This window comes from Bradyrhizobium jicamae, from assembly GCF_018130215.1.
Taxonomy (GTDB): Bacteria; Pseudomonadota; Alphaproteobacteria; order Rhizobiales; family Xanthobacteraceae; genus Bradyrhizobium; species Bradyrhizobium jicamae_A.
The window spans coordinates 151,906-177,040 of sequence record NZ_JAFCKQ010000003.1 but is presented as its reverse complement, the minus strand read 5'-3'; the positions used below and the strand labels follow the sequence as shown (position 1 = coordinate 177,040).

The 25,135-nt window shown below is 63.1% G+C and carries 19 protein-coding genes and 1 riboswitch; of the genes, 10 read left to right on the top strand and 9 right to left on the bottom strand.

The features are described 5' to 3' along the window. Window positions 1-25: 25 nt before the first annotated feature. Together JQ586_RS06830 and JQ586_RS06825 are read right to left on the bottom strand one after the other, a co-directional pair. Entirely contained in the window at window positions 26-1,498 is a 1,473-nt protein-coding gene (locus JQ586_RS06830; protein WP_212393749.1) for a PepSY domain-containing protein, read from the bottom strand. Window positions 1,499-1,500: 2 nt separating this feature from the next. Beyond that, the gene (locus JQ586_RS06825; RefSeq protein WP_409410968.1) at window positions 1,501-3,666 is read right to left on the bottom strand and encodes a TonB-dependent receptor; all 2,166 of its coding nucleotides are present in this window, start codon (window positions 3,664-3,666) and stop codon (window positions 1,501-1,503) included. A 238-nt stretch (window positions 3,667-3,904) separates the two neighbouring features. Continuing rightward, window positions 3,905-4,105, bottom strand: a riboswitch (cobalamin riboswitch). A 293-nt stretch (window positions 4,106-4,398) separates the two neighbouring features. On the opposite strand from JQ586_RS06825, the gene JQ586_RS06820 reads away from it, so the two are divergent. The 4 genes from JQ586_RS06820 to JQ586_RS06805 all read left to right on the top strand — a co-directional run bounded on the left by JQ586_RS06820 (window position 4,399) and on the right by JQ586_RS06805 (window position 8,673). Then, window positions 4,399-5,745, top strand: a complete 1,347-nt coding sequence (locus JQ586_RS06820) for an extracellular solute-binding protein (RefSeq protein ID WP_212393748.1) — start codon at window positions 4,399-4,401, stop codon at window positions 5,743-5,745. Between the two features lie 111 nt (window positions 5,746-5,856). Continuing rightward, entirely contained in the window at window positions 5,857-6,879 is a 1,023-nt protein-coding gene (locus JQ586_RS06815; RefSeq protein ID WP_212393747.1) for an ABC transporter ATP-binding protein, read from the top strand. Window positions 6,880-6,896: 17 nt separating this feature from the next. After that, window positions 6,897-7,826 carry a carbohydrate ABC transporter permease gene (locus JQ586_RS06810; RefSeq protein ID WP_212393746.1) on the top strand — a complete coding sequence of 310 codons (930 nt, stop codon included), beginning with the start codon at window positions 6,897-6,899 and terminating at the stop codon, window positions 7,824-7,826. Between the two features lies 1 nt (window position 7,827). Then, window positions 7,828-8,673, top strand: a complete 846-nt coding sequence (locus tag JQ586_RS06805) for a carbohydrate ABC transporter permease (RefSeq protein WP_212393745.1) — start codon at window positions 7,828-7,830, stop codon at window positions 8,671-8,673. A 14-nt stretch (window positions 8,674-8,687) separates the two neighbouring features. On the opposite strand, the gene JQ586_RS06800 is transcribed toward JQ586_RS06805, so the two are convergent. The 4 genes from JQ586_RS06800 to JQ586_RS06785 form a co-directional block, all read right to left on the bottom strand. Next, window positions 8,688-11,009: a molybdopterin guanine dinucleotide-containing S/N-oxide reductase gene (locus JQ586_RS06800; protein ID WP_212393744.1), complete on the bottom strand. Its 2,322-nt coding sequence runs from the start codon at window positions 11,007-11,009 to the stop codon at window positions 8,688-8,690. Window positions 11,010-11,232: 223 nt separating this feature from the next. Next, the gene (locus JQ586_RS06795) at window positions 11,233-12,375 is read right to left on the bottom strand and encodes a S9 family peptidase (RefSeq protein ID WP_212393743.1); all 1,143 of its coding nucleotides are present in this window, start codon (window positions 12,373-12,375) and stop codon (window positions 11,233-11,235) included. 4 nt (window positions 12,376-12,379) lie between these two features. Continuing rightward, window positions 12,380-12,874, bottom strand: coding sequence for a hypothetical protein (locus JQ586_RS06790; RefSeq protein WP_212393742.1), 495 nt, complete (start codon window positions 12,872-12,874; stop codon window positions 12,380-12,382). Window positions 12,875-13,254: 380 nt separating this feature from the next. Beyond that, a complete protein-coding gene (locus JQ586_RS06785; RefSeq protein ID WP_212393741.1) occupies window positions 13,255-14,811 on the bottom strand; it encodes a porin in 1,557 nt (518 codons plus the stop codon). A gap of 308 nt (window positions 14,812-15,119) precedes the next feature. Here JQ586_RS06785 and JQ586_RS06780 point away from each other — a divergent pair, with 308 nt between their 5' ends. The 4 genes from JQ586_RS06780 to JQ586_RS06765 all read left to right on the top strand — a co-directional run bounded on the left by JQ586_RS06780 (window position 15,120) and on the right by JQ586_RS06765 (window position 17,456). Next, window positions 15,120-15,611, top strand: a complete 492-nt coding sequence (locus JQ586_RS06780) for a MarR family winged helix-turn-helix transcriptional regulator (protein ID WP_212393740.1) — start codon at window positions 15,120-15,122, stop codon at window positions 15,609-15,611. A gap of 96 nt (window positions 15,612-15,707) precedes the next feature. Next, window positions 15,708-15,923 carry a hypothetical protein gene (locus JQ586_RS06775; RefSeq protein WP_212393739.1) on the top strand — a complete coding sequence of 72 codons (216 nt, stop codon included), beginning with the start codon at window positions 15,708-15,710 and terminating at the stop codon, window positions 15,921-15,923. A gap of 143 nt (window positions 15,924-16,066) precedes the next feature. Beyond that, window positions 16,067-16,621, top strand: coding sequence for a hypothetical protein (locus JQ586_RS06770; protein ID WP_212393738.1), 555 nt, complete (start codon window positions 16,067-16,069; stop codon window positions 16,619-16,621). Window positions 16,622-16,625: 4 nt separating this feature from the next. Then, window positions 16,626-17,456, top strand: a complete 831-nt coding sequence (locus JQ586_RS06765; RefSeq protein WP_212393737.1) for a TIGR04222 domain-containing membrane protein — start codon at window positions 16,626-16,628, stop codon at window positions 17,454-17,456. 260 nt (window positions 17,457-17,716) lie between these two features. On the opposite strand, the gene JQ586_RS06760 is transcribed toward JQ586_RS06765, so the two are convergent. Next, window positions 17,717-18,046 carry a plastocyanin/azurin family copper-binding protein gene (locus tag JQ586_RS06760; protein WP_212393736.1) on the bottom strand — a complete coding sequence of 110 codons (330 nt, stop codon included), beginning with the start codon at window positions 18,044-18,046 and terminating at the stop codon, window positions 17,717-17,719. Between the two features lie 32 nt (window positions 18,047-18,078). Further along, on the bottom strand, window positions 18,079-19,458 hold the full coding sequence (locus JQ586_RS06755) for a hypothetical protein (RefSeq protein ID WP_212393735.1): 1,380 nt from the start codon (window positions 19,456-19,458) through the stop codon (window positions 18,079-18,081). 466 nt (window positions 19,459-19,924) lie between these two features. Between JQ586_RS06755 and JQ586_RS06750 the strand changes: the two genes are divergently transcribed. Both JQ586_RS06750 and JQ586_RS06745 read left to right on the top strand, forming a co-directional pair. Further along, the gene (locus JQ586_RS06750) at window positions 19,925-22,222 is read left to right on the top strand and encodes a bifunctional diguanylate cyclase/phosphodiesterase (protein WP_212393734.1); all 2,298 of its coding nucleotides are present in this window, start codon (window positions 19,925-19,927) and stop codon (window positions 22,220-22,222) included. A gap of 1,323 nt (window positions 22,223-23,545) precedes the next feature. Next, entirely contained in the window at window positions 23,546-24,403 is an 858-nt protein-coding gene (locus tag JQ586_RS06745; protein ID WP_409334565.1) for an urea carboxylase-associated family protein, read from the top strand. Window positions 24,404-24,507: 104 nt separating this feature from the next. Here JQ586_RS06745 and JQ586_RS06740 read toward each other — a convergent pair whose 3' ends face one another. After that, window positions 24,508-25,104: a TetR/AcrR family transcriptional regulator gene (locus tag JQ586_RS06740; RefSeq protein ID WP_212393732.1), complete on the bottom strand. Its 597-nt coding sequence runs from the start codon at window positions 25,102-25,104 to the stop codon at window positions 24,508-24,510. Between the last annotated feature and the right edge of the window lie 31 nt (window positions 25,105-25,135).

Here is a 25,135-nt window from a genome sequence, read left to right as displayed (position 1 = left end):
TCGGAATTCCAGCTTACCCCGCCCTTCAAGCCCGACCTCGCGCAATTGCCGGCCGTCGCAATCGCCGCCACCCTATGACAATGCCGCTGGTCGACACAATGATCCCGACCAGTGACAACAGCACCATTACGGTATCCCATGCCGGACGATGGCGCAGCAGCAGCGCGAAGTCGAGGCTGTGCAGGGCATTGAACAGCCAGCGATAGGTTCGCCGGCTGTCGTCGCTGCGGCCGACGATGTCGCCGGTGCGCGGGTCGATGTAGAACCGGCTCCGCGCCGCATCATCGAAATCGACGCGCAGCACCGGCAGCGCGCGCTCGTTGTGATGCGGATAATAATAGCTATCGAAATCGTTCAGGCGCAGGCGCTCGGCCACCCTGGCATCCGGCAACAGGGCAGCCGCAGCCGCAAAGATCTCGTCGTCCGACAGCGTCGTTGCAGCGCCGGTTGCGGGATCGGCGGCGATCTCGTGGCCGTCGCGATCGGCAAGCAGCATCAGCGTTCGACCGCCGAGCCAGACGAAGCGTGCTTCGACCGCCCCGCTCGGCGGTGTCGACCGGAAGGTCGCCACGATCCGCGGCGCGTCATGCCCGGCATAGCGCTCCGCCATCTCACGGGTCTGGCCGCGGCCCGCGAAATAACCCCCCGGATTGAGCGACAGCCAGCCGCTGAACATCCAGGTCATGACGAAGATGCCGCCGATCAGGCCTGCGATGTGATGCCAGGCCATCCAGCCGCGATGCGGCGTGATTGCGTCGGCTGCATAACGCCGCCGCAAACGGAGCCGCAGGATGCCGATCCAGAATCCGGTCACCGCCGCCACGAGGCAGATGCCGGACAACCAGAGCACGACCAGCCGCCAGGTCGCGCCGTCCTTGCGCAGCACGGTGGGGTAGATCCAGTGCGGGATCGAGCCGAGCCAATTCCAGACCCGCTCGCGCCTGTTGGTGTCGAGTGCCAGCTCGCCGGTCCGCGCCGAGATGTAGAGTTCGCTCCCCTCCTCGTCTCCGAGCGAGACCAGATAGAGCGGCCGCAAGGAATCGTAGCGCGCCGTGACGCTCCATTGATCGCGTTCGATGGTGCCGATCACTCGCGGATACACCGCATCGGGATGTTGCCGCGCGATCGCCACCGCCTGTTCGGGCGTGATGCCGTCGATCAGGTGACCGTCGGTCGCCGAGATGGTCTTGCGCGCGCCATTCCAGTCCGACAGCCGATAGACCGGCATGTCATCGAGCATCACGAGGCTGAGGTCGCGCGGGTAGCTCGTGACGCCCGCGATCGCCATGGCGCGATCGGGCGCCACGTGAACGCGATCCCATGCGATCGGCGGCAGCGCCGCCCGTCGCTCCTTGCCGGTGAGCTGCGGGAACGCCACATACATCATGACGACGCCCGAGACGAACCACATCGCGAACAGCAGGCAGGTCGCAATGCCGATCCAGCGATGGATGACGTAGAGCCATCGCCGTCCTCGCCGGATCAATGCGCGCCGCATGGTCAGAACTTCACGTTGACGGAGAGCTCTGCCGTCCGCGGCATGCCCAGGATCCACTGCCCGGCATAGGGCGACACCGTGGCGTAGACCTTGTCGAACAGATTGTAGACCCGGAACGCGACCGTCGTGCGGTCATCCGGCTTCCACCTGACACCCGTGTTGACCACGGTGTAGCTCGGCATCGCGATGGTGTTGGCCAGGTCGGAATAGGCCTGGCCTACGATCTGCGCGCCACCATAGACCGTCCAGCCGGGCGCGAAATCCCAGGTGAGCCAGACGTTGGAGACCTGCTGCGGAACGTTGATCGGGACATTGCCGGCGTAGCTGACGATCGTTCCGCCGACCGTCTGACTGAAATTGTCGTACCGCGCGCGCAACAGCGCCGTGTTGGCGTCGATGCGCCAGCCGTCGTTGAGCACCAGCCCGACCGATGCCTCGACCCCACGCGACGATTGCTGACCGACCTGCAGTGCAAGCCCGGCAGGATTGGTCGGATCGGGAATCAACAGCCCGTTCTTGACGATCTCGTAGCCCGCCAGCGTCCACTCGCCGCGGCCGCCCCAGAACGACTGCTTGACCCCGATTTCGGTCTGCCTGCCGGTGGCGAGCTGGAACGTCTTCTGCGTGGCCGAAAGCGAGATCAGGTTGGTGACCGGATCGGTGCCGACTGCATATTGGCCGTAGAAGGCGAGATCCTTGATCGGCTCATAGACCAGCCCGGTGCGCCAGCTGGTGCCCGACAGCGAGACGTCGAAACTGTTCGAAGGAACCTTGTAATCGGTGCGATCGACCTCGGGACGATCGTATCTGACGCCGCTGACGAGCGACAATTGATCGGTGAGCGCGAGCCGGTCCTCGGCAAACAGGGCGTACTGGTTGACGATCGCATTGAAGCCCGGCGTGGTCGGGACCGTCGTCGCGAAGAACGATCCGGGATCGAAGACGTAAGGATTGACCGACGAGGTGCCGCTATAGGGCGAATTGTTGGTGTGGAAGAACTCGATATGATTGACGTCGAAACCGGTCACCAGCCGGTTCTCGAGCCCGAAGATGTGACCGGTGAAGGTCGTGTCCCACCGGTCGCCGGCCTGCTTCTGGTCGTGGAAGATCTCGATATAGTTGGCGCGGCTGATCGACTGGGTTGCCGGATTCCAGGTGTAGCTCTCGATGTCGCGCCAGTGCCGCTCGCTGGTCAGGTAATACACCGTGTTGTTGACCTTGATGCCGTCGGCGACGTCCCACTCGGTCTTGAACCGGGTCCAGTTGTCCTGATAGCGGATCGTGCTGTCCGACGCGTTGTAGTTCTTGAAGCGCAGCGCATCGACGATGGTGCCGTTGATCAGCGGCGTGCCGAAATAGCGCGACGGGTTGCGGTCGCCATAGTCTTCGGACAGCGTGAAGGCGAGATCGTCCGATGCCTGCACCCGCACTGCGGCGGAGACTGCCACATTCGACGTCCTGTCGCGATCGACCCAGCCGTCCGACATGTTGCCGGTGGCGTTGACGCGGTAGGAGACGTTGGGGTTGATCGGACCGCCGCTGTCGACGGAAAGCCGGCGCGTCATGTTGCTGTCCACGGACACTTCCGCATCGTTAATGGGCGTCGTGGTCGGCTTCTTGGGGATCACGTTGACGACGCCGCCGATCGCGCCTTCGCCGTACAGCACCGACGCCGGCCCGCGCAGCACCTCGATGCGATCGGCCGACCAGGTGTCGAACGGAAACGTCAAGGTGCCGGATCCGACATAGAGGCGCGTGCCGTCATAGAGCGTCATCACCGAGTTGCTGCCGGCGAAGCCTCGCGTGCTGAACGACAGGCCGCCATTGCCGGGCGCCGACAGGGCGGTGAAGCCGGCGGCATCCTGGGTGATCGCGTCGGTGACATTGTGCTGGCCGCGTTCGGCGATGGTCTGCGAGGTGATCGTCTCGACGCTCGCGGGCATCTGCAACGGCGTGAGGCCGAGCCGGCTGCCGCTGCTGTTCTGCCGGTTCAGATTGAGCGCCGACGGTTGGGCGTCGCCTGGCGTTGCCGCGACCGCGGGCGCGACCGCCGGTGCCGCCGCCGGTCTCGACCGCGATCGTGACGCTGCCGCGCTCGAACGCTTGTCATCGCGACCGGGTTTCGCCGCAGGCGCCTCGGACGGGCTGACGCTGACCGGCGGCAGCACACGGGACGGATCGGCCTGCTGCGCCCTGGCGGAGCTTATCTCGAACAGGGGAAGAGGAAGAAGATATCCAAGAGCGAGCGCGGCGGCATGATGCCGCCTGGCAACGGAAATGATGGAGAACACGGGCAGACCTCGGCATGACGTCAGTGGCACGTCACAGCGAACGAGATCTCACGTGAACGCGTCGGTCGGCGCGCCAGGTGAAAACAATGTCTGTACTCCCCGACCGACATCTTCGCGTGTGACCACGGCTGACGGCAGGTCTCCTGGCTCACGGGTCCTCACCCTTCGCCGCCTTCCCAGGACCGAGATTTCCCAGTGGCGTATGACGAAGGACTCACCGCTAACAGTTGCGGGGGCAGCCGCGGCATTGGGAGTGATCCCGCACCGCGTTCCCTTTTGATCCCCGGGAAGGGGAACCGTCGTGGATCATCTAGGGTGTTGTGCGAGCCGGAGTCAATCTGGTTGTTGCCGGGCAGGACGGCATAGCCCCGGCGTTCCTCGAAAAGGCGCTACCACAATCCCTTCATGCCGATCGCATCACTCCGCCGACGGGCCCACCACTGACGGAGGAGCGAGGTCGAACGGCAGGTCCGAAAGTCTCATGGAACCGTCCGTTGGAACTTCTCGTTAGTTGGTAGATGCGCAACGACGAGGCCGACTTTTTGTACGGGGCACGCCTCATCCAACCGCTGTCGAAGCGATTCGGCAAACAATCGGGAGGAGCCCAACATGAGCAAAAGCAGACTTGCATCCATCACCCGGCGCCGGTTCTTGCGGGACACGAGCCTCGCGCTGGCAGCGGCCAGCGCGACGCCGATGCTCTCCGCGCCCTTCGCGTCGCGCGCCATGGCCGACACCAAGACGCTGACGATCGTGCAATGGAGCCACTTCGTTCCGGCCTACGACAAGTGGTTTGACAAATTCGCAGCGGATTGGGGAAAGAAGAATCAGATTGAGGTCACGGTCGACCACATTCCCGTGCAGGACGTCGCCGCACGAGCCGCGGCCGAAGCATCGGCCGGATCGGGCCACGATCTGTTCGGGTGGAACGGCGCCGGCGGAGCGCATCTCTACCGCAAATTCCTTGTCGATCTGACCGATCTCGTCGAATCCGTCGAGAAGAAATACGGCAAGGCCACCATCATCGGCAAACAGCTCGGCTACAACCTGGACGACCACACCTGGTCGGCGTTTCCCGATTATTACATCAACTTCCCTGCCATGTACCGCAAGAGCCTGTGGGACGGGATCGGGATGACGCCGGACACGTGGGACGACATCCGGATCGGTGGCGCCAAGCTCAAGGCGAAGGGCAATCCCGTCGGGATTTCTCTCGGCCACTCCAATGATCCGAACACGACCTGGCGCGGCGTGCTGTGGAGCTACGGCGGCGCCGTGCAGGACGAGACCGGCAAGACGGTCGAACTCGACAGCAAGGGATCGGTCGAAGCGGTCAAGTTCGTCACCGCACTCTACAAGGAGGCGATGACGCCGAATGTGCTGTCGTGGAGCGACGCCAGCAACAACCAGTACATCGATTCCGGCGTCAGCTCGCTGATCATCAACCCGATCTCGGCCTATCGGACCGCCCAGCAGCTCAACAAGAAAGTGGCCGACGACATCTTCGTGATGAAGCCACCCAAGGGCCCCGCGCGCCGGCTGATGGGCGGTGCTGCGGAGTTCTACGGCGTCTGGAAGTTCGCCAAGAACCGGGAGGCGGCGGTCGATTTCCTCAAATACTACGCCGACAACTGGCTCGACGCCTTCAAGGCAAGCTCCGGCTACAACAACCCGATCTTCACCAACATGGTGCCGAAGCCGATGCCGCTGCTGTCCGATGATCCGACATCGACCCCGCACGACAAGTTGGCGGTCCTGCAGACATCCGACGAGTGGTCCGCAGTCCCCGGCTATCCCGGCCCGGCAACGCCCGCGACCGACGAGGTCTACAACGATTTCATCATCTGCGACATGATGGCAAAAGCGGCGACCGGGGCGATGACGGCAGAAGAGTCGGTCAAATGGGCCACGCAACAGTGCCGGGCCATCTTCGACAAGTGGCAACACAAGGCGTAACGGTTGAGTCCCGGCGCCCGGGCGCCGGCATGCCGTAGCAGACCGAGGGGCAAGGAAATGACGCGCTGCCGCGCGAGCGACGTGCGGCAATGTTGATCTCGAGGATGTTCAATGGCTGCGGTACTGGCACAGAATATCGTCAAGAGGTTCGAGAACGTCCTCGCGGTCAATGGCATTACGCTGGCGGTACCGGACGGCGAGTTCGTGGTCCTGCTCGGGCCGTCGGGCTGCGGCAAGACGACCTTTCTTCGCATCATCTGCGGGCTCGAGAGGCAGACCAGCGGCAATCTCATTATTGCCGGCGATATCGTCAACGACGTTCCGCCCCGCGCCCGCGGCGTCGCGATGATGTTCCAGAGCTACGGGCTCTATCCGCACTACACTGTGCGCAACAACATCGCCTTTCCGCTCCGGACCCAGCGCGTCGGCCGCGCCGTGATCGAGAGCAAGGTCGACTGGGCATCTCGCCTCCTCGGCATCGAGCATCTGCTCGACCGGAGGCCGCGCCAGCTGTCCGGCGGCGAGCGCCAGCGGGTCGCGCTGGCGCGTGCGCTGGTGCGCGAGCCGACCGCGCTCCTGCTCGACGAGCCGCTGTCGAACCTCGACGCCAAGCTGCGCGCCTCGGCCCGCCAGGACATCAAGCAGTTCCAGCGGCGGGTCGGCGTCACCACGATCTACGTCACCCACGACCAGGTCGAGGCGATGGGCATGGGCGATCGCATCGCCGTGATCGATCGCGGCAAGATACGGCAAGTCGGTACGCCGGCGGAGATCTACGACGAGCCCGCCGACCGGTTCGTCGCGACCTTTGTCGGCACGCCGCCGATGAACCTGCTCACACACAATGGTGCGCATCTCGGCTTCCGTCCCGAGAACTTCCTGCCGAAGGAAATGATCAGGGGTGGTGACTTCTCCGAATTCTCGTTCCGCGTCGATCGATCGGAATATCTCGGCTCGGAACGGATCGTTTACGGCGCGATCGAAGGTTTCGATTCGAGCCAGCCGATCACTGCGAAGTTGCCGGCGCATGGCGCGGAGCAAACTCTCCGGCCCGGCGAGTGGCACCCTTTCGCGGTGCGCAACAAGGACCTCCGCTATTTCGATCAGGACGGCAAGCGGACTGATCGACACTGAGACACACCGGTTCTCTCATGGCCACGATTGCTGAACCCGCCGCAAGGACGGCCTCGCGCTTTCGCTTCATTCTCGACCGGCGTGAGGTGCTGGGCTCGATCTTCGTCGCGCCCGCGATCCTGTACGTTCTGCTTCTGGTCGGGGTGCCGTTCCTGCTCGCGGTCTACTACTCGGTCAGCGCCTATACGATCTACGACCCGTCGTGGCGCTTCGTCGGGTTGACGAATTTCAGGCAAATCCTGCAGAACCCGGTCTTTCTCGAAACGCTCGAGAACACCTTTCTCTTCACCTTTGCGTCGCAGCTGCTCGGCCTCATCCTGGGAAAGTTCGGCGCCCTGCTGCTGTTGCGGCCGTTCCCCGGACGCAAGATCGTCAGGGCGTTGATCATATTGCCCTGGGCCGTGCCGATCGCGCTCGCCAGCGTCGCCTGGGAGTGGATGTTCGATTCCCTCTACAGCGTCATCAACTGGACGATGATCACATTAGGCATCATCGACCGTTCGGAGGCGCCGAACTGGCTCGGCAACCCGCATCTGGCGATGCTGTGCGTGATCGTCGTCAACGCATGGCGTTTCTTTCCGTTTGCGATCGTCATCTTTCTTGCCGGCATCACCTCGGTACCGCAGGACATCATCGACGCCGCGACCGTTGATGGTGCCGGCTTCTGGCGCCGCAACTATCAGATCATCCTGCCGATGATCTTCCCGATTGTTGCCGTCGGTCTGATCTTCGGCATCGTGTTTACCTTTACCGACCTTTCCATCGTCTTTCTCCTGACCAATGGCGGCCCGATCAACGCGACCTCGGTGCTGGGCTTCCAGGGCTTCCAGGTCGGCATTCTCTCCGGCGACGTGTCGCACGGCGCCGCCATCTCGCTGTTCATGCTGCCGGTGCTGCTCCTGATGGTCGTCGGCATGTTGCGCTTCATCAGACGGCGGGAGATCTGACATGCAGCGCATCATCGCCAGCACCCTGCGCGAGGTCTCGTTCTACGGCGCGGTCGCCTTTTTCGTCGTGCTGACCGCGTTCCCGTTCTACTGGATGTTGATCACCTCGCTGAAGTCCAACCCCGATCTCTACAACGTCACCAACATTCCCTTCTGGTTCAACGAAGCGCCGACGCTGGAGCATTTCCGCTATTTGTTCGAGGACACTCTGTTCGCGCGCTGGCTGCTGAACTCGCTGGTGATCGGCGTCTGCGTCGTCGCGATCACCCTCGTCACCGCGCTGCCCGCCGGCTACAGCCTGGCGCGGATGACCGGCCGCAGCGGTGAAGCGCTGGGGATCGGCGTTTTCCTGACCTATCTGGTGCCGCCGACGCTGTTGTTCCTGCCGCTCTCGCGGATCGTTGCCAGCCTCGGACTGCAGAATTCGATGTGGTCGCTCGTGCTGGTGTACCCGACCTTCACGATTCCGTTCTGCACGTGGCTGTTGATGGGGTTCTTCAAGTCCTTTCCGCGCGAGATCGAGGAGGCGGCGATCGTCGACGGCTGCAGCCTGTTCGGCGCCTTCATCAAGATGGTCATCCCGTTGTCACTGCCGGCGATTCTGACGACCGTGATCTTCACGTTCACCCTGACCTTGCAGGAGTTTGTCTACGCCCTGACCTTCATTTCCTCATCCGCGCAAAAGCCGGTCACGCTCGGCGTGGCGACGGACCTCGTTCGCGGGGACATCTTCTTCTGGGGCGAAATCATGGCCGGAGCATTGATCGCGAGCATCCCGGTGGCGATCGCCTATAACTTCTTTCTCGATCGCTTCATCTCCGGCATCACCGGCGGCGCCGTCAAATAGCCAATCGATTTGATCTACACCGGATCGAAGGCGCGGATCGGCGGCAGATTGCCCTTGAAGCGCTCCACCTCGACGGTCGTGATCTGGCCGGTGCAGCCCTGCGCAAAGGATGAGGTGCCGATGTCGCGGGTCAGCACGTTCGGATTGCCGTGCACGCAGAGCGGGTTCTCCTCCTCGGGATCGACAGGGTCGTACCAGGCGCCGGTCGGAAGCTGGACGATGCCCTGCGCGATGCCGTCGGTGACATGAACAGCGGCGAGACAGGATCCGCGGGCGTTGAACAGGCGGATGATGTCGCCGTCGGCGATGCCGCGAGCCCCGGCGTCGCGCGGGTTCATGCGCGCGACCTCGCGGCCGCGATGCTTGGCGCCCGCCGAATGCCCGCCGAAGTCGAGCTGGCTGTGCAGCCGCGTGACCGGCTGATTGGCAATCAGGAAGAACGGCGAGCTTGCCGACGGCACGTCGGTCTTCTGCAGCCAGACCGGATGTCCCGGACAATCCGCATCGCCGTGACCGGCGATCTTGCTCGAGAAGATCTCGATGCGGCCGCTTGGGGTCGGCAACGGGCGCTCGATCGGTTCCTCGCGAAAGCGGCGCAGCGAGCCGCCGTCGTCGAGATGTTGCGGAACGACCAGGCTGCCGCTCGCCCAGAACTCCTCGAAGCTCGGAGCAGCGAGACCCTGGGCTGCGAGCGCCTTGCGGGTCGGCTCGTAGAGATGCATCAGCCATTGCCGCGCCGTGCGTCCCTCGGTGAAGGGCTCGCGCGCGCCGAGACGCTCGGCCAGATCGGCGAAGATCTCATAGTCGTCGCGCGCGAGGCCGAACGGCTCGGCGATCCGGTGCATGGCGACCATCAGCGGATCGTTGGTGGAGTAGCCGATGTCCTCGCGCTCCAGCGTCATCGTGCAGGGCAGCACGATGTCGGCGTGCCGCGCCGTCGCGGTCCAGGCGAGTTCATGGACGACCAGCGTGTCGAGTTTCGCGAAAGCCTTGCGCAGCCGGTTGAGGTCCTGGTGATGGTGGAACGGATTGCCGCCGGCCCAGTAGACCAGGCGGATGTCCGGATAGGTCCGCGTCTCGCCATTGTAGCGATAGGGGGTGCCGGGCTTGAGCAGCATGTCGGCGATGCGCGCCACCGGAATGAAGTCGGCGACACCGTTGCGGCCCTGGCCGAGCGTCGGCCCCGGCACCGCGTTGACGCGCCGGCCGTAATAGCCGATCGCGCCCAGCGAATAGGCGTAGCCGCCGCCGGGAAGGCCGATCTGGCCGAGGGCCGCCGCCAGCACCAGGCCCATCCACACCGGCTGCTCGCCGTGCTCGGCGCGTTGCAGCGAGTGGGAGACGGTGATCAGCGACCTGCGTCCGGCAAGGCGGCGAGCCAGCCCGCGGATCGCGTCGGCACTGACTCCGCAGATCGCCGCGGCCCATTCCGCATCCTTCGGCCGGCCGTCCGCCTCGCCGGTGAGATAGCGCAGGAACACCGGCCAGCCCTCGGTGTAGCGATCGAGGAAGGCCTGGTCGTGCAGGCCGGCGCTGACCAGCGAATGGACGATGCCTATCATCAGCGCGGTGTCGGTCCCGGGCAACGCCGTCATCCACTCGGCGCCGGCCTCCGCCGGCAGGTCGTCGCGCAGCGGACTGACCAGGACGAACTCGCAGCCGCGCCGGCGCGCAGCCGCCATGGCGCCGCGCTCGACATGCTTGGAGATCGAGCCGCCGGCCACCATCGAGTTCTTCAGCGCCATGCCCCCGAACGCCAGCACGATGTCGGTCTCGGCCGCGATCTGCTCCCAGGTGACGTTGCGCTTGGTGATGTCTTCGTAGCCCGAGAGGATCTGCGGCAGCAGCACCGAGGACGCACCCGAGGAATAGGTGTTCACCGAGCGCACATAGCCGCCGAGTGCGATGTTGAGGAAACGGTGCACCTGGCTCTGCGCATGATGGAAGCGGCCCGCGCTTGACCAGCCGTAGGAGCCGCCGAACACCGCGCCGGGACCGATGGTATCGCGGACCCGCGCCAGCTCGCCGGCAAGCAGGTCGAGCGCCGTCTCCCAGCTGACGGAGACGAACTCGTCACGGCCGCGCCGGTCGTCGGGACCGGCACCGCGCTCGAGCCAGCCGCGGCGGATCGCCGGTTGCGCGATGCGCGCCTGGTGACGCAACGCAGTGGGGAAGTTGTCGATGATGCCGTTCGGATCGGGATCAGCAGCATACGGCCTGACCTCCAGACCATCCTCCTTCAGGCGCGCCGAGAACACGCCCCAATGCGAGGTGTGCGGCTTGAAGCCGTCGGACAGGTCGAGGCCGGGATCGGGGAAGCCAATGGTTTCGCTCATCACATCGTCCCAATCGCAGGGCGGGCAGCCGTGCGAGTCCTGAATGCCATGCTCGGCGGGACAGGCCGCCTTGACCGTGACGATAGCCGCGCCGGGTTTCAGAGTACAGCCACGCGCGTCCGATCGCGCGCTGCAACGTTCACGCGCCGGAACCGGGAGTTCGACGGAACGGCTGTCGTCCGGCCTGCGACGTGTCACCGGGCGGGGGTTCGCCCAGGCTGCCTCAGGACAGGCTCTTCCTCAGCCCCAGCCGGTCTTCGAGCCAGTCGAAGATCACTTCGTTGGCCAGGGTAGGGTTATCGATATGCCCCTGCATGGCGGCCGTTTCGGCACGGCGAAACAGGATCAGCCTGGCGTCGCGATGGATGTTGTTCAACTGGTCGCCGAACTCGATCAAGGCGCCCGGAAGCAGCCAGCCGCCTTCGCCCGCGGTGACGAGGAGCGGACAATCGATGCTGCGTGAAATCGCGTTGGGCTCGTCAATCAATCGCGTCTGTTCCTGGGGAGCGGCATGTCGGTGGAAGAAACTTCTCTCATGCGTGTCCCAAATGCCGGCGTCGCAGACGGCTGCGGCGAACCGGGTGTCACTTGCGGCCGCGCGTGCGACCAAAGAAGAGCTCCACGCATCCGCCACGATGGCGATCCTTGTGTTGTCGACACCCGGCTTCTCGGAGAGATAGTCCAGCACGTGGCTCAAGGCAGCCTCGAACTTCTGGCCTTCGAGCCGCTCTGGCGGCAAGGCCATCTCGGTCCCAAGGAGATCCACCGTCAGAAGCGCCAATCCCCGCTCATAGGCATGAGCTGCGTATTTGGCGATCAATTCTTCCTTGTAGGAACCCGGCTCGCCGATGCACACGATGACCGGCGCATTGTCGCGAAAGGCCGATGGCAGATAGCAGGCTTGAAGGGACACCTCCTCGGTCCAGGGAATCGAAAGCACCTGGCCGGCCGGAACGCGGCTCTTCAGATAGCTTCTTGCGCATCGCCGCATGCCGTCGACGGCACATTGCAACAGATCATTGGCATATCCGGCAGGCCTCGCGGCCGCATGGAAATACGTAATCGCGCGCAGCCAGTTGCGACGGGCCGTGATCAGATTGCCGTTCAGATAAGAAAGATCGGCCCTGTTCTCGTTCAGCTCCGCGGTCCTGATCCACTCCTCGGACCACGAGACCTCCGACGCGAGGTCGATCCTGCTCAACGTCAACCAGCATTCGGAAACGGTCGAGCCGCCCTCCTGCGCGGCAGCGAGGATCTTGATGAACTCCGCCGACAGGTCCTCACGACCCGGCCAGCACGGCCAGCCCTTGTCATCAAACTCGACGCTGCTCAGGAAGGCGCCTCGCGCCCCGCGGTGGCCATGCATGTCGTCAGCTCGTTCGCTTTCCGGCAGGGGCGCTGATGCCGTTGCCGTAAGGGCGGCCCCCTTCAGCATTTCGCAGGCCCGCGGAAATCATCTTCAGATAAGCAGCATCGCTCCGACGAGTTGATAACGCCGACGTGATCAGTGTGAGCGAATCGTTCGGCAACAGACTTCCTCTTGCGAGCTGCGGCGGACCAGGTTCATTTGCCGGTATGCGTTTTCGATCCGAGTGCGCCAAATTCGTGTCCGCAAGCCGCTCAGCAAGCAGCCGCAACAAGAAAACCGAAATCGTAAACGCACCCGGCTCTCCCAGAAAAACGCCGCACGGATGCTCGGTCACATAATTGAAGCAAACTTCTCTGCTCGCAATCGTCGATATGGCGGCACAGGAATGCGATGCGCTTATGCCTGCGCGCGGATTGTTGCCTACGCAATTACCTTCCGCGCAAACGTTCGACGGTGTCTCGTCCTGCAAACCTGGAATAGGCGCAGGCTTGCTCACGAGGTCGCGAGACGAAAGGCATCGACACTCACTCGACTGTGATTGCGCAAGGTGCGTCGGGTCGAACGGTCACGGAAACGTTTGAAGCCGAAAGCGCAGTGCGCGCGGGATCGGCAGGCTTGCCGAAGCTTGCAGCCGACGATCGAAAGACCGAGCCAAAATGAAAAACCTCCGGCAGGGCATTGCCGGAGGTTTCGGAGGTTAGTTCATGAAGGCTTGCGTAATCTCCTCACTGACGTGGGCGGCAAAAGCCGACGCGACCTTATACATAAGCTAATAATGTTAGTAAATCACATAACAGATACTTGCTTAACACAAGACCCCGACGGGTGTCGCCCGTCGGGGTCGTTTTTCGAGATCGAGATCGGGCCAGCCCGATATTACCAGTTGCGCTGGGCGCGGAGCAGCAGGGTGACCGCGTCCTGGTTCTTCAGCTCGTACACGGCGGCCGGCTTGCCGATCGCGGCGCTGCCGGGATAGGTGATCGTGCCGGCGTACTTCTGATCGAGGCGCTGCCAGGTCAGGTCTGCCGTGAAGGTCAGGTTCTTGACCGGGGTCCACTGGGTCTGCGTGCCGATCTGCGCGATGTTGTAGTCCGGATTGCACGAGGTCAGGCCGGCGGTACCGAACACGGCGCCGAACGAGCCACCCACACCGTTGCCCGCCGGGCCGCAAATCGCGGTCTTGGCCGTGCTGTTGTACATGACCTGTGCGTAGGCACCGTAGATGCTGGTGTTCCAATAGGGATTCCAGTTGTGGGTGTACGCACCGCGCATGCCCCAGGTCTGGATCAGCTGTTGCTGACCGCCGGAGACGAACACGCTGTCCGGAGCCACGCCGAGGCCGATGCTCTGGTAAGCGCCGGCCACGTTGGTGCCGCTGAAGTAGGTCATGCTGCCGGCTTGCGACAGATCCTGGATGTTGTAGCGGGTCGCGCCGTCCGTATAGACGCCCTGGACGTTGATGGTGTCGCCGGGTCCGGTCGGGATGTTCTTGATCGACAAGGCCAGCTGGGCAGCCCAGCCCCACTTGTCGTCCGGATGACCAGTGAGCTCGGTGGCGCCGTAATAGGCCGCGTGGTTGTCATGGGCCGCGAACGACGCCTGGAACAGACCCCAGGCCTGGTCGACGCGGAGCGCTGCGACGAGATCCGGAGCGATCGTGCCGGCGTAGTCGCTCGCGCCGTAGGCGCCGAGAGCACCGGTGCCGAGCACGCCGAGATTCTGCACGCCGGCCTGATAGTAGGCCGCCTGGTCCTGAGCCGACAGCGACAGCGACACGCCGTTGCCGAACTGCGCGGTGTAGGTGAACTGGTTCACACCGGTGACCGTGCCGCCGCCGCCGACGAGACCATCGAAGTTGTTGCCGGGGTAGTTGGTCCACGGAGCCGAGAACTGCGAGACCGCCTTACCCATCGTGAACCCGGCGAACTGGATGAAGGCGTAGTAGACACCGAGCGCACCGCCGGCGACACCGCCACCGGTGGCGTTGCCGGGAGCGGCGGTCGTGCCGATCGGCGAGTAGACGGTCGAGCCGGCCGCAGCGCCCGCGCCATAGGTGTCCGACGTCCAGCTGAAGGTCAGGTCGACGTAGGTACGAACCACGCCGTACTCGGTCGCGGTGCGGGTATCGATGTTCAAGTCCTCGCGCGACCGCCAGGTGTAGCCGTTGGTGAAGCGGTTCTGTGCGCCACCGGCGCCCGCCATGTTGCCGGACGCGTCCGAGTTGGTGTTCGCCAGAACGTCGGCGCGCAGGTAGCCGCCCAGCTTGATGCAGGTGTCGGTGCCCGGGATGAAGTAGAACCCCGGACCGTACAGGGAGCAGATCTTCACATACTCGACCGCCTTCGCCTTGACGGGAAGGTCGGCCGCCAGCGCTCCGCTGCTCGCCGCGAGAGCTGCCGCCGAGCCCAACAAAAGGCCCTTTACCATCTTCATGCTATCCTCCAAGTGATGCCTTGCGCTGCAGGCAAAGCGACAAACGTATCCCCTCCCGAAGCCGCTGCCGTGCAGCGGATCTTCAAGATGCTCGTGGTCGGGTCGGCCACCGTGAGACGGTGGGTGCCCCCCTCCGCCATCGCCGACTATGCATTAGGTATTCACGTGTTCAACTTATATTAGTTAGTCATTCTATTGTTTTGTCGCTCATGTGTCATTCATGCAACGCCCGGGTGTGAACAATTTCGCCGACCCAGCTTCAAAACGAACCGGATATCTGTGAAGATGACGTGTGCCGAAGGAACGTCATGAACGAGCGCAAGTCGACCGACAAACTGCAGGACGCCGCTGAGCGATTGGCCTGGGAGATCGTGTCGACCAGCGTCCGGCTCGACGAGTTGCGCAGCATCTGGGCCAAGATGATCGGGATCACGGGTCCGCAATGGATGATCATGATGGTCCTGGCGAACGCCGAGGATCGCGCCGTCGGCCTGCCCGTCGGCGCGGTTTCGCGAGCGCTGCGCGTCGATCAGTCGTTCGTGGTGACGCAGTCGAAACTGCTGGAAAAGAAGAACCTGCTGCGCCGGAAAAGCTCGACCGAGGATGCCCGCGTCGTCAACCTGTCGCTGACCGACCATGCATACAAGCAGATGGCGAACCTGTCCTCGCAGCGCAGGGAGTTGAACGAATTCGTCTATGCGGATTTCGACCTGAAGGAGCTGCTGCAACTGACCGGCAAGATGAGCTCCATCAAGAGCCGCCTGGAAAAGGCGATACTGAAAATCTCGGTCGACCTCTAGGAAGGTTGCCGGGATCGGCCCGCAGGCCAACGCCTTGGCATCGGCCACAGGCCGGCATATCGGGCTCTGGAGAGATGAGGCAGAGGAGTTCCTGCAATGAAGCCATACGTCGTCTTCGCAACTGTCGCGTTGCTGGCGTCGATCGGGCCGGCCGCCGCGCAAAGCAGCATCAGCGGCCAGCGCAAGCCGGCGGGCCAGATCGGCGGCCCCACGACGGCCGCAAACCCCGTCGTACCGCAGCCGCGCGCCGCGCGAGCGTCGCTGCCGGCAAAGCCTGCGACGTCGGCACCGCAACCGCGTCCAGCGCATTAATACCGCCTGCAGGAAAAGCTGCGGGCTTATGCTATTGATCTTTTACGATGATTCCTGATTACGGCGATCGCCACCCCCTCTTCGGCGCGTTGTCTTGCCGTCTTGTGCTATAATCACCCATAGACGGTCATTCGGAGCCTTTGTTGCAACGGGCACAGCTCAAGATCGACCTCCAGTCGGGCGAGCCGGCCTGGACGCCCGCCCGACGGGACCTGTGGCGGCGCATCGAGCAGCATGATTTCGAGCCCGACACACCGCTGAACTTCACCCGCCGGCTTGCACGCGACCACGGCTGGGGCCTCGAGGAGGCCCGAGCGGCCGTCGAGGCCTATCGCCGCTTCTGCTTTCTCGCCATCGTTTCGCCGACGCCGGTCACGCCGAGCGAGGTCGTCGACGAGGTGTGGCACCAGCATCTGATCTATTCACGCGACTACTGGATGGTCTGGTGCGGAGAAAGGCTGCTGGCGCCGCTGCACCACGATCCCACGCCCGGCGGCCCCGAGGCCCAGGCAACCTATCGTCGGCAATATGCCGAAACCCTGGCGCTGCACGAGCGCTTCTTCGGACCGCCGCGTCAGGAGCTTTGGCCGGCCACACATCTGCGCTTCGCAAGCCCGCGCTATCATGTCACCGACCGCGGCCGCTGGCTTGTCGTGCCCAAACCGATCGCATGGATCCGCCATCTATGGAGGAGGTGAGCTGATGACATGGAATCCGTTCGACTGGACTGCCGGTCCCTTCCTGACCCTGTACGTCGCCCTCGCCGTCACGCTCATCGTGCTCGGCATCTACGCCAGGGCGACGATCGGACCGGCCGCCCGGGTGACCGATCGATTGAGCGTACTGGAATTGGCTTACCTTGCCGGTGGTGCGCGTCGTCTCGGCGATGCGATGTTGCTGAGACTGCTCGCGGGGAACGGCGCGACCATCGCCGCCAATGGTCGCGACATAACCGTCGCCGACCAGGCGCCGCTGACGACACTCATGAGCCGACTGCCCATTCTGTCGTTCGGGTCGAACATGACGCGACAGCACTTCCAGGCGGCGGTCAAGCCTGTGGTCGAGCGGATTCAGACGCGTCTGCAGGAGCTGGGATATTCCCCGACCGACGAGCAAATGGCGTCGTTCCGAATGTCCCTGCTGCCCTTCGTCGGGCTGCTCCTGATGTTCGGGACGATCAAGGCCTTCATCGGTGCGGAACGGCACCACCCGGTCGGGTTTCTGATCGTCTTCCTGATCCTCACGGCGATCGCTGGAATCGTGCTGGCGACGCGTCCCGCACGAACGCGCGCCGGCAAGGATGCGTTGCGGACCTATCAGGTCTCACATGCACGAGCCTCGCGCGCGCCGCTCGATCACGAATTGCTGCTTGCGGTCGCACTGTCGGGCGCCGTCGTTCTGTCGGGCACCGCCTACGCACCGGTCTATGCCGCCTCGCAGGCGATGAGCGGGACCGGTAGCGGCTGCGGCAGTGGTGGCGACGGTGGTGGCGGTTGCGGCGGCGGCGGTGGCGGTTGCGGAGGATGCAGCTGACGTCGACTTGCGGAGATCGGTCATAATGGCTGGCTCAAGTTTCGATTGACTCCACCTGAATGCGGCATAGCCTGTTCGACGGATCGAGACCGGTCTCCCACACCAGCAGCGCCCGAGCGGGTCGCTCCCGCCAGTGCCAGTCGAAGTGGGCTCGATCCACGCGTCAGGTGCACCAGAACGGCGCTGGCAACAGCGCCGTTTTCGTATGCGCCGAGGGTGCGAGCGAGCCGGACGTCGATCGACCCGCTTATTTGACCCGGCTATTTGACCTGCACAGACATCCTGACGGACGGGTGAATGTTGCAGCGAACCTTGTAGCTGCCTGACTTGTCGAACTTGTAGGTAAGTGTCTTGCCCGGCTTCTGCAGGCCGAGGTCCACGCTGTCGTCCTCTCCACCAGGTCCGAAAATATGGATGTTGTGAATGACATCGTCGTCATTGGTGAAGACCAGCCGATCGCCCTTTGCGATGGTGGCAGAGTCCGGATTCAGCGCCAGTCCATGCTGGATCACCTTCAGCGTGGTTGCTGCCGGCACGGCAACCGTGAAGCCCAGCAAGACGGCAAGTGCAATGGCAAGGCGATTTGACATTGGGGTTCCTGAAGCTGACATCGCTCTACTCGCTAAAACTTCACGGCGGTCCATAGGCTGAAATAGAGGTTGTTGTTCCTGCTGGCGCCAACAGACGTACCGTCGAACCTGAAATACGTCACGTATTGCACGGCGAGCCGCACGTTCATGTTCGGAAAGGGCGAATCCGGTTTGCCCCAGGGCACATAGGCAACCTCGAAGATCATGCCATCGGAATTGGGGCTGCCGTCGGGAGTTCCCCAGTAATTTCCATCGGCCGTGCCGGTCGTACGGAAATACTGCACCGACGGCGTGACGGTCGCCGCGATGCTGTAGGAGACGTCGGCGCGCATGGTGTCGAGCCAATGGCTCGGCAGTGCGCCGAGTGCCATCGCATCCATGTCGCCCATCGTGGCGGTCTCGTGGATGTAGGTCGCGTGCGCCGACAAGCGGTCGCTCGTGACCTTGCTCGCATCCGAGATGAATTGGTAGGTCGCATCCAGCGCGAGGTCTGTCTTGCGGACCGGAAGGCCCAGGGTCTGGCCACCGCCTGGAATCACGGTTCCCGACAACACATAGGCGCCGACCTCGGCGTGATGCTGCTCCCAGTCCTTCAACAGCGCGACACGTGCGTAGGGAAGAAAGGACGAGGTCTGGTCGCTGTCGTCAGGCACCTGACCGGTTGCCCGAAGCATCCCCCTGTCGAGCCCCTTGTAGACATCGGCCTCCAGATACAGGAGGTTGTTCCAGACCGAGTAGGCACCGACCCCGAGGACGCGCTGACCGAGCGTGTTGTCGACGAGGGTCGCCGCCATCGGCGTCGGCGCCAGCGCCGAGCTGTTATAGGGAAATCCCCACACCGGCGTGGAATTCCATGGATCCTGCACGGTCGGACTGTTGTTCGCCGTGATCCCCCAGAGCACGTCCTGCCCGAACAGTTCGCCTTCCTTGGCGTAGCGAACATCCATGTTGTTGAGCTTGGCCTGCTGAGCCACGCCGTCGTAGTTCAACTCAACGAAAGCCCCGGCGTTGGAAGCCACGGCTCCGGCATAGTAGAGCGACAGTTGATCGACGGCGAAATTGTCGTTCGACTTGAAGCCCGGCGCCGCTCCTCCTTCCTGGGGTTGCGCAGTGTGCGTGAAGGAGGATTGCGCGGTGAATGCGAGCGGCAGTCCGTGGTCCTTGCCGTCGCTTGCGACATAACCGTGCAATTTGAAGTCGCGGCCATAGGGCGTGAGCTGAGGTCCAAACGCTCCGATGTGGCATGCGGCGCAGGGCTGTCCGGTCTGGATGGCGAATGACGGCAGCGCCTGCGCCGGATGAATGCTCGCGAGCGCGATGAGCAACGCAGCGAACCAGGCAACCAGCGACCACGAACTGCTTGATCCGAGCGCTGCGCCCCCGCTTCCCCGGCCAAGAAAGACCTTCGGCATCTCGACCCCGACGCGGCTCGTTCAATGGCACACGACATCCGATTATGGTTAAGATTCGGTCAAGCGAGGCTCCCGCGACTTATCCGCGACGAGCAGCGATGCCTGTGATCGAGAATTGGCTCCTGGCCTCGCGAGGCCCCTTCATGCTCGTCGAAATACGGATGCACCTCCGTTGAAGTACGGATGTGCCCGGAGCTCCCGGGCACCGCGTGGGCCTCGTCCTCTGATTTTCCCAAAGCGAACTCCGCACGGCGAGCAAGACATTGCGTCGAGACACGCGCTCGTCGGGATCGCTCGCCTGGAACCTGCAGAAGGTTACCCGCCGCGCGACACGCGCTGACGCGCCGCCCTCATACCTGAACTTAAGACAAGCCGCCTATCGTCTCCCGGGATCGTCTATGGCTTGGTCTATGGCTTGGGGGCTGAAGTGGATCGCGCGGGTTCGGCTGACACTGGTGCGGAAGCAATGAACAAGTCGGCTCGGGGCGTCATTTCGACCGCCCTGGCAGGCGATCGCTACACGATCTCCTTTCGCCGCCGTTTCCTTGCGCTAACCACCGTCCTTCTGGCGGTCAATCTTGCAGTCGGGCTGATTGCGCGCCAGCAGCAACGCGCCATCATCGATCACGCCGTCAACATCTACGATACCGCCTTCATCTCCACCAACTACGTCAATCTCGCACAGATTGCGTTCCAGCACTATGTCGACGAGCGGATGCGCGCCGAGGATACCGTCGAGACATCAAAGGCGAACGAGCTGCTGGATGACGTGCTGGACAATATGGATGTCGCAATCGAACGCGCCAGCTCTCCCCTGACCAGGGTCGGGGCACAGGACATCAGAGTCAGGCTTTCCGAGCTTCGCGACGCGCCCGCCGGCGACATCGAGAACCACATCGCCGCGATCCGCAAGAAGATGGAGCGGCTGCGACAGCGCAATTCCGATATCGGTTTGAAGAGCCGTGATGACATCGAGGAATCTTCGGTGAAGGCCGACCTCCTGCTGGTGGCCTCGATCCTCACCAGCATCACCCTGGCGGGTCTTGTGCTGCTGGTCATGCATCGCATGATCGGCTCGATGAAGCGGCGTTCAAACGATCACTTTCAGGCAGCGCTGGAGGGCATGCCACAGGGCCTGAGCCTGGTTGACGACAAGCTGCGACTGATCGTCTGCAACGCACGATACGCGGAGATGTACGATCTTCCCGCCGAGCTCACGAAGCCCGGCACGTCGATTCGCTCCATCATCGAACACCGGGCGAAGCACGGCACGGCCTCCGTCGACTCGGAGGACTTCGTCTCCGAGAAGCTCGCTGAGGCGGCGCAAGCCACGACCCTGGCGCTCGAGCAGCAACTGCAGGACGGCCGCATCATCTCCCTGATCAAGGCTCCCCTGACCACCGGCGGCAGCATCACCATCCACATGGACGTGACCGAGAAGCGGAACTCGGAGAGGAAGATCGCATTCCTCGCCCATCACGACGCGCTCACGGCATTGGCAAATCGTGTCCAGCTGCGCGAGCATATCGAGAGGACCGTCAAGGACGTGGATCGAGCCGGCCGGGCGGCCATCCTTTGCCTCGACCTCGACAACTTCAAGACCGTGAACGACACCTTGGGGCACTCGGTCGGCGATGCCCTGCTTTGCGCGGTCGCCGGACGCCTGCAAGGCCTGCTCGGCGAGGGCGACCTGGTATCGCGGACAGGCGGCGACGAGTTCGCCATCGTTCAGACGGCAAGCGAGCATGCGGTGGAGGCTGCGGCCGCGCTCGCGCCCGGCATCATCGAAGCCTTGAGTGCGCCGTTCGAGATCGGCGATCATACGGTCGTGATCGGAGCGAGCGTGGGCATCGCAATGGCACCGGACGACGGCGGCGATGCCGACCAGCTCCTGAAGAACGCGGATATGGCGCTGTATCGCGCCAAGGGCGAGGGGCGCGGTCGATTCCATTTCTTCGAGCCGGAGATGGACGTCAAGGCCCAGAACCGCCGGCTGCTCGAGCTTGATCTCCGCAAGGCGATCGGCGCCCGAGAATTCGAGTTGTTCTACCAGCCGATCGTCAATCTCGCGGACAACAGGATCTCCGGCTTCGAGGCCCTCCTGCGCTGGAATCATCCCACCCGCGGCAGGGTCCCGCCCGGCGAATTCATCCCCGTGGCAGAAGAGACCGGGCTGATTACGACCATCGGAGAGTGGGTGATCCGGCAGGCCTGTATCGACGCCAAGACGTGGCCGTCGGACTTGCGCGTCGCCGTCAATGTCTCGCCGGTGCAGTTCCGCGCCAAGGGTTTGGCTCTTATCGTGACATCGGCGGTCGCCAACGCCGGACTGATCCCCGATCGTCTGGAGCTCGAAATCACCGAAACCGTGCTGATGCACGACAATGAGGAGACACTGGCGACCTTGCGCCAGTTGCAGGTGCTCGGCGTTCGCATTTCCATGGACGACTTTGGAACCGGCTATTCGTCCCTGAGCTATCTTCGCAGCTTTCCCTTCGACAAGATCAAGATCGACCAGAGCTTCGTGCGCGACCTCATCAACAACCCTGATTCGATCGGGATCATTCGCGCCATCGCCGGCCTTGGGCAGAGCATGGGCGTCACGACCACCGCGGAAGGCGTCGAGACCCAGGAGCAGCTGGACCAGATGCGCAACGAAGGCTGCACCGAGGTGCAGGGCTTCTTCTACAGCCGTCCCGTGCCCGTCAGCGAGGTCGCCTCGCTGCTGTCCGGCTTTGGCGGCCGCGGCCACGTTGCGGCGTGAGCGAGCTCAGCCTGTCTTGATCCCTGCAAAGTAGCAGACCAGCTGGGGACGGCGGCAAGGCAATCGTCGGCAACGTCTCTGTCACCGCAATTCGCCTTTCCTGAGGGAAATACGGCGATACGGTCGCGGAGCCAGCACCCTCGAACGAAGGGGCTGCAACCCTACGCGTCGGCTAATGGCCACGGGACAAAATTGTGAAGCCTGACGCCCGGCTTAAGGCGATTTGGAAACGGTCCAGCCAATTGCAGTCACTTGCCCGGCGGGTTCTGAAGCGAACGACGCACTTCTTGGAACAAAGGGGGGTTTGCCACGAGTAGTACCGGACGAGACCAAACTTGCCATCACAAACTGCGCATCGGGCGGTTCTGCCAGATCCAAGACTCTCGGAGCAGTGGGGCATTGTCGTCTCCTCCTGGGTTTCTGGACAGGCCGCCCCGGAAATGGGTCCGGACAGCCTGCCCAAACATCGACTCGACGAACGATGTTTAGCTTTTTAGCATCACTAAACAAAATACTAAATTTGAAAGACCGTCAAGTGGCTTTCTTCGAGACCAACGAGAATTATTGATGCGGGTGCATGTACCGGCGCTTTTCCACGGTGAATCGCCAGATGCTTGGTGCAATTTGAGCGTCGCGAAGGACGCGGCGCGAAAATGCGGAGCCGCAAAGCTATGTTTAGTAATTAGTTTTACTGAACGTTAAATCCACGCCCGCCCGTTCTACGGAGCGCCGGACAAGCCCGCCAATCAACTTGCAATGCCGCAATACAAACTGCCGCCCGTAGCGCACAGTCGGTGGCGTACGCTCGCGCGCGGGGCGAAGAGCGTTCGCCCACGAGATTCCGTCGAGGCCATGCTGGTGGCGCAGATGGTCTCGGTTCATGTGATGGCGATGCGATGCGCCCGGCACCCCGCGACTGCCGCATGCACGGCGGCGCACAGGGATCCGGTGCGCCGAGGGCAAACAGGAACGCGCACAGCACGGCCGGTTCACCAAGGCTGCGATCGCCGAGCAAAGGCAGATACGGGCATTGTTGGATGAGGCGCGGAAGCTGCCGAGGGGATGGAGTGATACTGTTTGCCCCTCACTCTTGTGCAGTTCGCGGCGCGATCATCCTGGACATCTCTCATGGCGGGATGAACGCGATGCAAACGATGGTTGACGCTTGTCCTCTGAAAAACCAGAAGGGAGTAGAAACAGATTCGATAAATCGAACAATTCTCACAACGTTGCAACAGAACAGGCCGAATGCGAAAAACCGACCTGGCTGAGCGTGTAGCCAACCAGGCGCCAGGTGCATATCGGTTGGATCAGGAGGTCATCGTGCAGAAATTGTTGTCAGTACCCGCGCCTCCGGATGCCGCTGAAAGGCGCCGCAAGCGCGCAGTCGTGGTTTATCCGGTCGAGACGCTGCCATCCGCGGATTTCGATGTGTTGAATGCCGCGAGACAAACTTTGAGAAAGGTGAGTGAGGTCATCGTTCCGCCCAGGGACGCACGCAGCTTCACCGTTCCCCGGGGGCATTTCTTTCGAATTGTCAGCGTGGAGGGCTCCCAGGTCGGCGACCTGAATCTCTGGAACGCAGAAAACCTGTCCGAGCGTTTCTTCAGCGGCAAGACCCGCGCGCTTCACGCAACCCATGTCAGCGTCGGCGATCGGCTGTGGAGCACACTGCCCTATCTGAGGCCGATGGCGACCATTACCTACGATACTTTGAGCTGGTACGGCTGGGATGACGACGGAGCTGGAGTGCATGACGTCATTGGAACACGTTGCGATCCCTACACGAACCGGCTCCTGAAAGGTGACGACTATCATCATTGCTGCCATTCGAACCTGATACGCGCGCTCTCGGCGGCCAAGGCCATATCGATGCAAGAGGCCGAGCATCATGTGCATGATGTGCTGAATGTCTTCATGTGCACGGGGTTTACCCGGGATACCCACCAGTATTTCATGAAGGCCAGCCCCGTGAGGACAGGCGACTACATCGAGTTCTTCGCCGAGATCGATCTTTTGGGGGCCTTATCGACGTGTCCCGGTGGCGATTGCAGCGCGAGCCATTCGAGCGATGCCGCCGCCTGTTATCCACTGAGGGTCGAAATATGGCAGGCTGATCCGGATAGCCTTGTCAAATGGGTGTATCCAAGCCCAAGTTCTTATGCCGGGACCCACCGATAGCAAGGCCAGCAATCACCTGTTGCACCGTGAATGGGATGGTCCGGCAAAGAAGTGGTGAAACACCAAGCTGCTGAAGCTACAAAATACTCCAAGTCAAGCGCAGCTCATCCCTTCGCCACGCTCGCATCGATCAGCAGCTTCGCGGCCGTGAGCGCCGACTGCGCCGGGCCGTCTTCCGACTGCTGGCCGGTGACGTAGATGCCTTCGATCAGCAGCAGCAGGGCGTCGCCGAGCACGGCGGGCTGACGCGCGCCCATGCCGGCTGCGAGCTCGCGCAGGCGCTTGCGGAAGACCTTCTTGTGCGCTTCGGCGACCTGCCGCGCGGGATTGTCGCGCGCGGGATATTCCACGGTCGCATTGCTCAGCCCGCAGCCGCGATAGCCCTTGCGCACGGCGCGCGAGGCGAGCCCTCTGACATAGGCGAGCACGTGCTCGCGCGCATCGCTGTATGATTTTCCGTCGGGCTTCTCGAATTCCTCCCAGAAGGCCAGGTCGTAATCGCGCATATAGGCGGCGGCGAGGTCGTCCTTGGACGCGAAGCTGCGATAGAGGCTCGGCTTGGTGACGCCGGCCTGCTCGACCACCTCGTCGACGCCGACGGCGCGGATGCCCTCGCGATAGAACAGATCGCGAGCGGAGGCGCGGATGCGGTCGGCGGCGCGGACCGGGCGTTCCGCAACTGGTTCGACGGTCTTCTTCATGACGGCTATCCGGATCCTCCCGCACGGCGGG

Bases quoted from the DNA above. Each gene is read 5' to 3' on its own strand.
- JQ586_RS06830 (WP_212393749.1), bottom strand. From the start codon at position 1,498: ATGCGGCGCGCATTGATCCGGCGAGGACGGCGATGGCTCTACGTCATC.
- JQ586_RS06820 (WP_212393748.1), top strand. From the start codon at position 4,399: ATGAGCAAAAGCAGACTTGCATCCATCACCCGGCGCCGGTTCTTGCGG.
- JQ586_RS06815 (WP_212393747.1), top strand. From the start codon at position 5,857: ATGGCTGCGGTACTGGCACAGAATATCGTCAAGAGGTTCGAGAACGTC.
- JQ586_RS06810 (WP_212393746.1), top strand. From the start codon at position 6,897: ATGGCCACGATTGCTGAACCCGCCGCAAGGACGGCCTCGCGCTTTCGC.
- JQ586_RS06805 (WP_212393745.1), top strand. From the start codon at position 7,828: ATGCAGCGCATCATCGCCAGCACCCTGCGCGAGGTCTCGTTCTACGGC.
- JQ586_RS06800 (WP_212393744.1), bottom strand. From the start codon at position 11,009: ATGAGCGAAACCATTGGCTTCCCCGATCCCGGCCTCGACCTGTCCGAC.
- JQ586_RS06795 (WP_212393743.1), bottom strand. From the start codon at position 12,375: ATGCATGGCCACCGCGGGGCGCGAGGCGCCTTCCTGAGCAGCGTCGAG.
- JQ586_RS06785 (WP_212393741.1), bottom strand. From the start codon at position 14,811: ATGAAGATGGTAAAGGGCCTTTTGTTGGGCTCGGCGGCAGCTCTCGCG.
- JQ586_RS06780 (WP_212393740.1), top strand. From the start codon at position 15,120: ATGAACGAGCGCAAGTCGACCGACAAACTGCAGGACGCCGCTGAGCGA.
- JQ586_RS06775 (WP_212393739.1), top strand. From the start codon at position 15,708: ATGAAGCCATACGTCGTCTTCGCAACTGTCGCGTTGCTGGCGTCGATC.
- JQ586_RS06765 (WP_212393737.1), top strand. From the start codon at position 16,626: ATGACATGGAATCCGTTCGACTGGACTGCCGGTCCCTTCCTGACCCTG.
- JQ586_RS06760 (WP_212393736.1), bottom strand. From the start codon at position 18,046: ATGTCAAATCGCCTTGCCATTGCACTTGCCGTCTTGCTGGGCTTCACG.
- JQ586_RS06755 (WP_212393735.1), bottom strand. From the start codon at position 19,458: ATGCCGAAGGTCTTTCTTGGCCGGGGAAGCGGGGGCGCAGCGCTCGGA.
- JQ586_RS06750 (WP_212393734.1), top strand. From the start codon at position 19,925: ATGAACAAGTCGGCTCGGGGCGTCATTTCGACCGCCCTGGCAGGCGAT.
- JQ586_RS06740 (WP_212393732.1), bottom strand. From the start codon at position 25,104: ATGAAGAAGACCGTCGAACCAGTTGCGGAACGCCCGGTCCGCGCCGCC.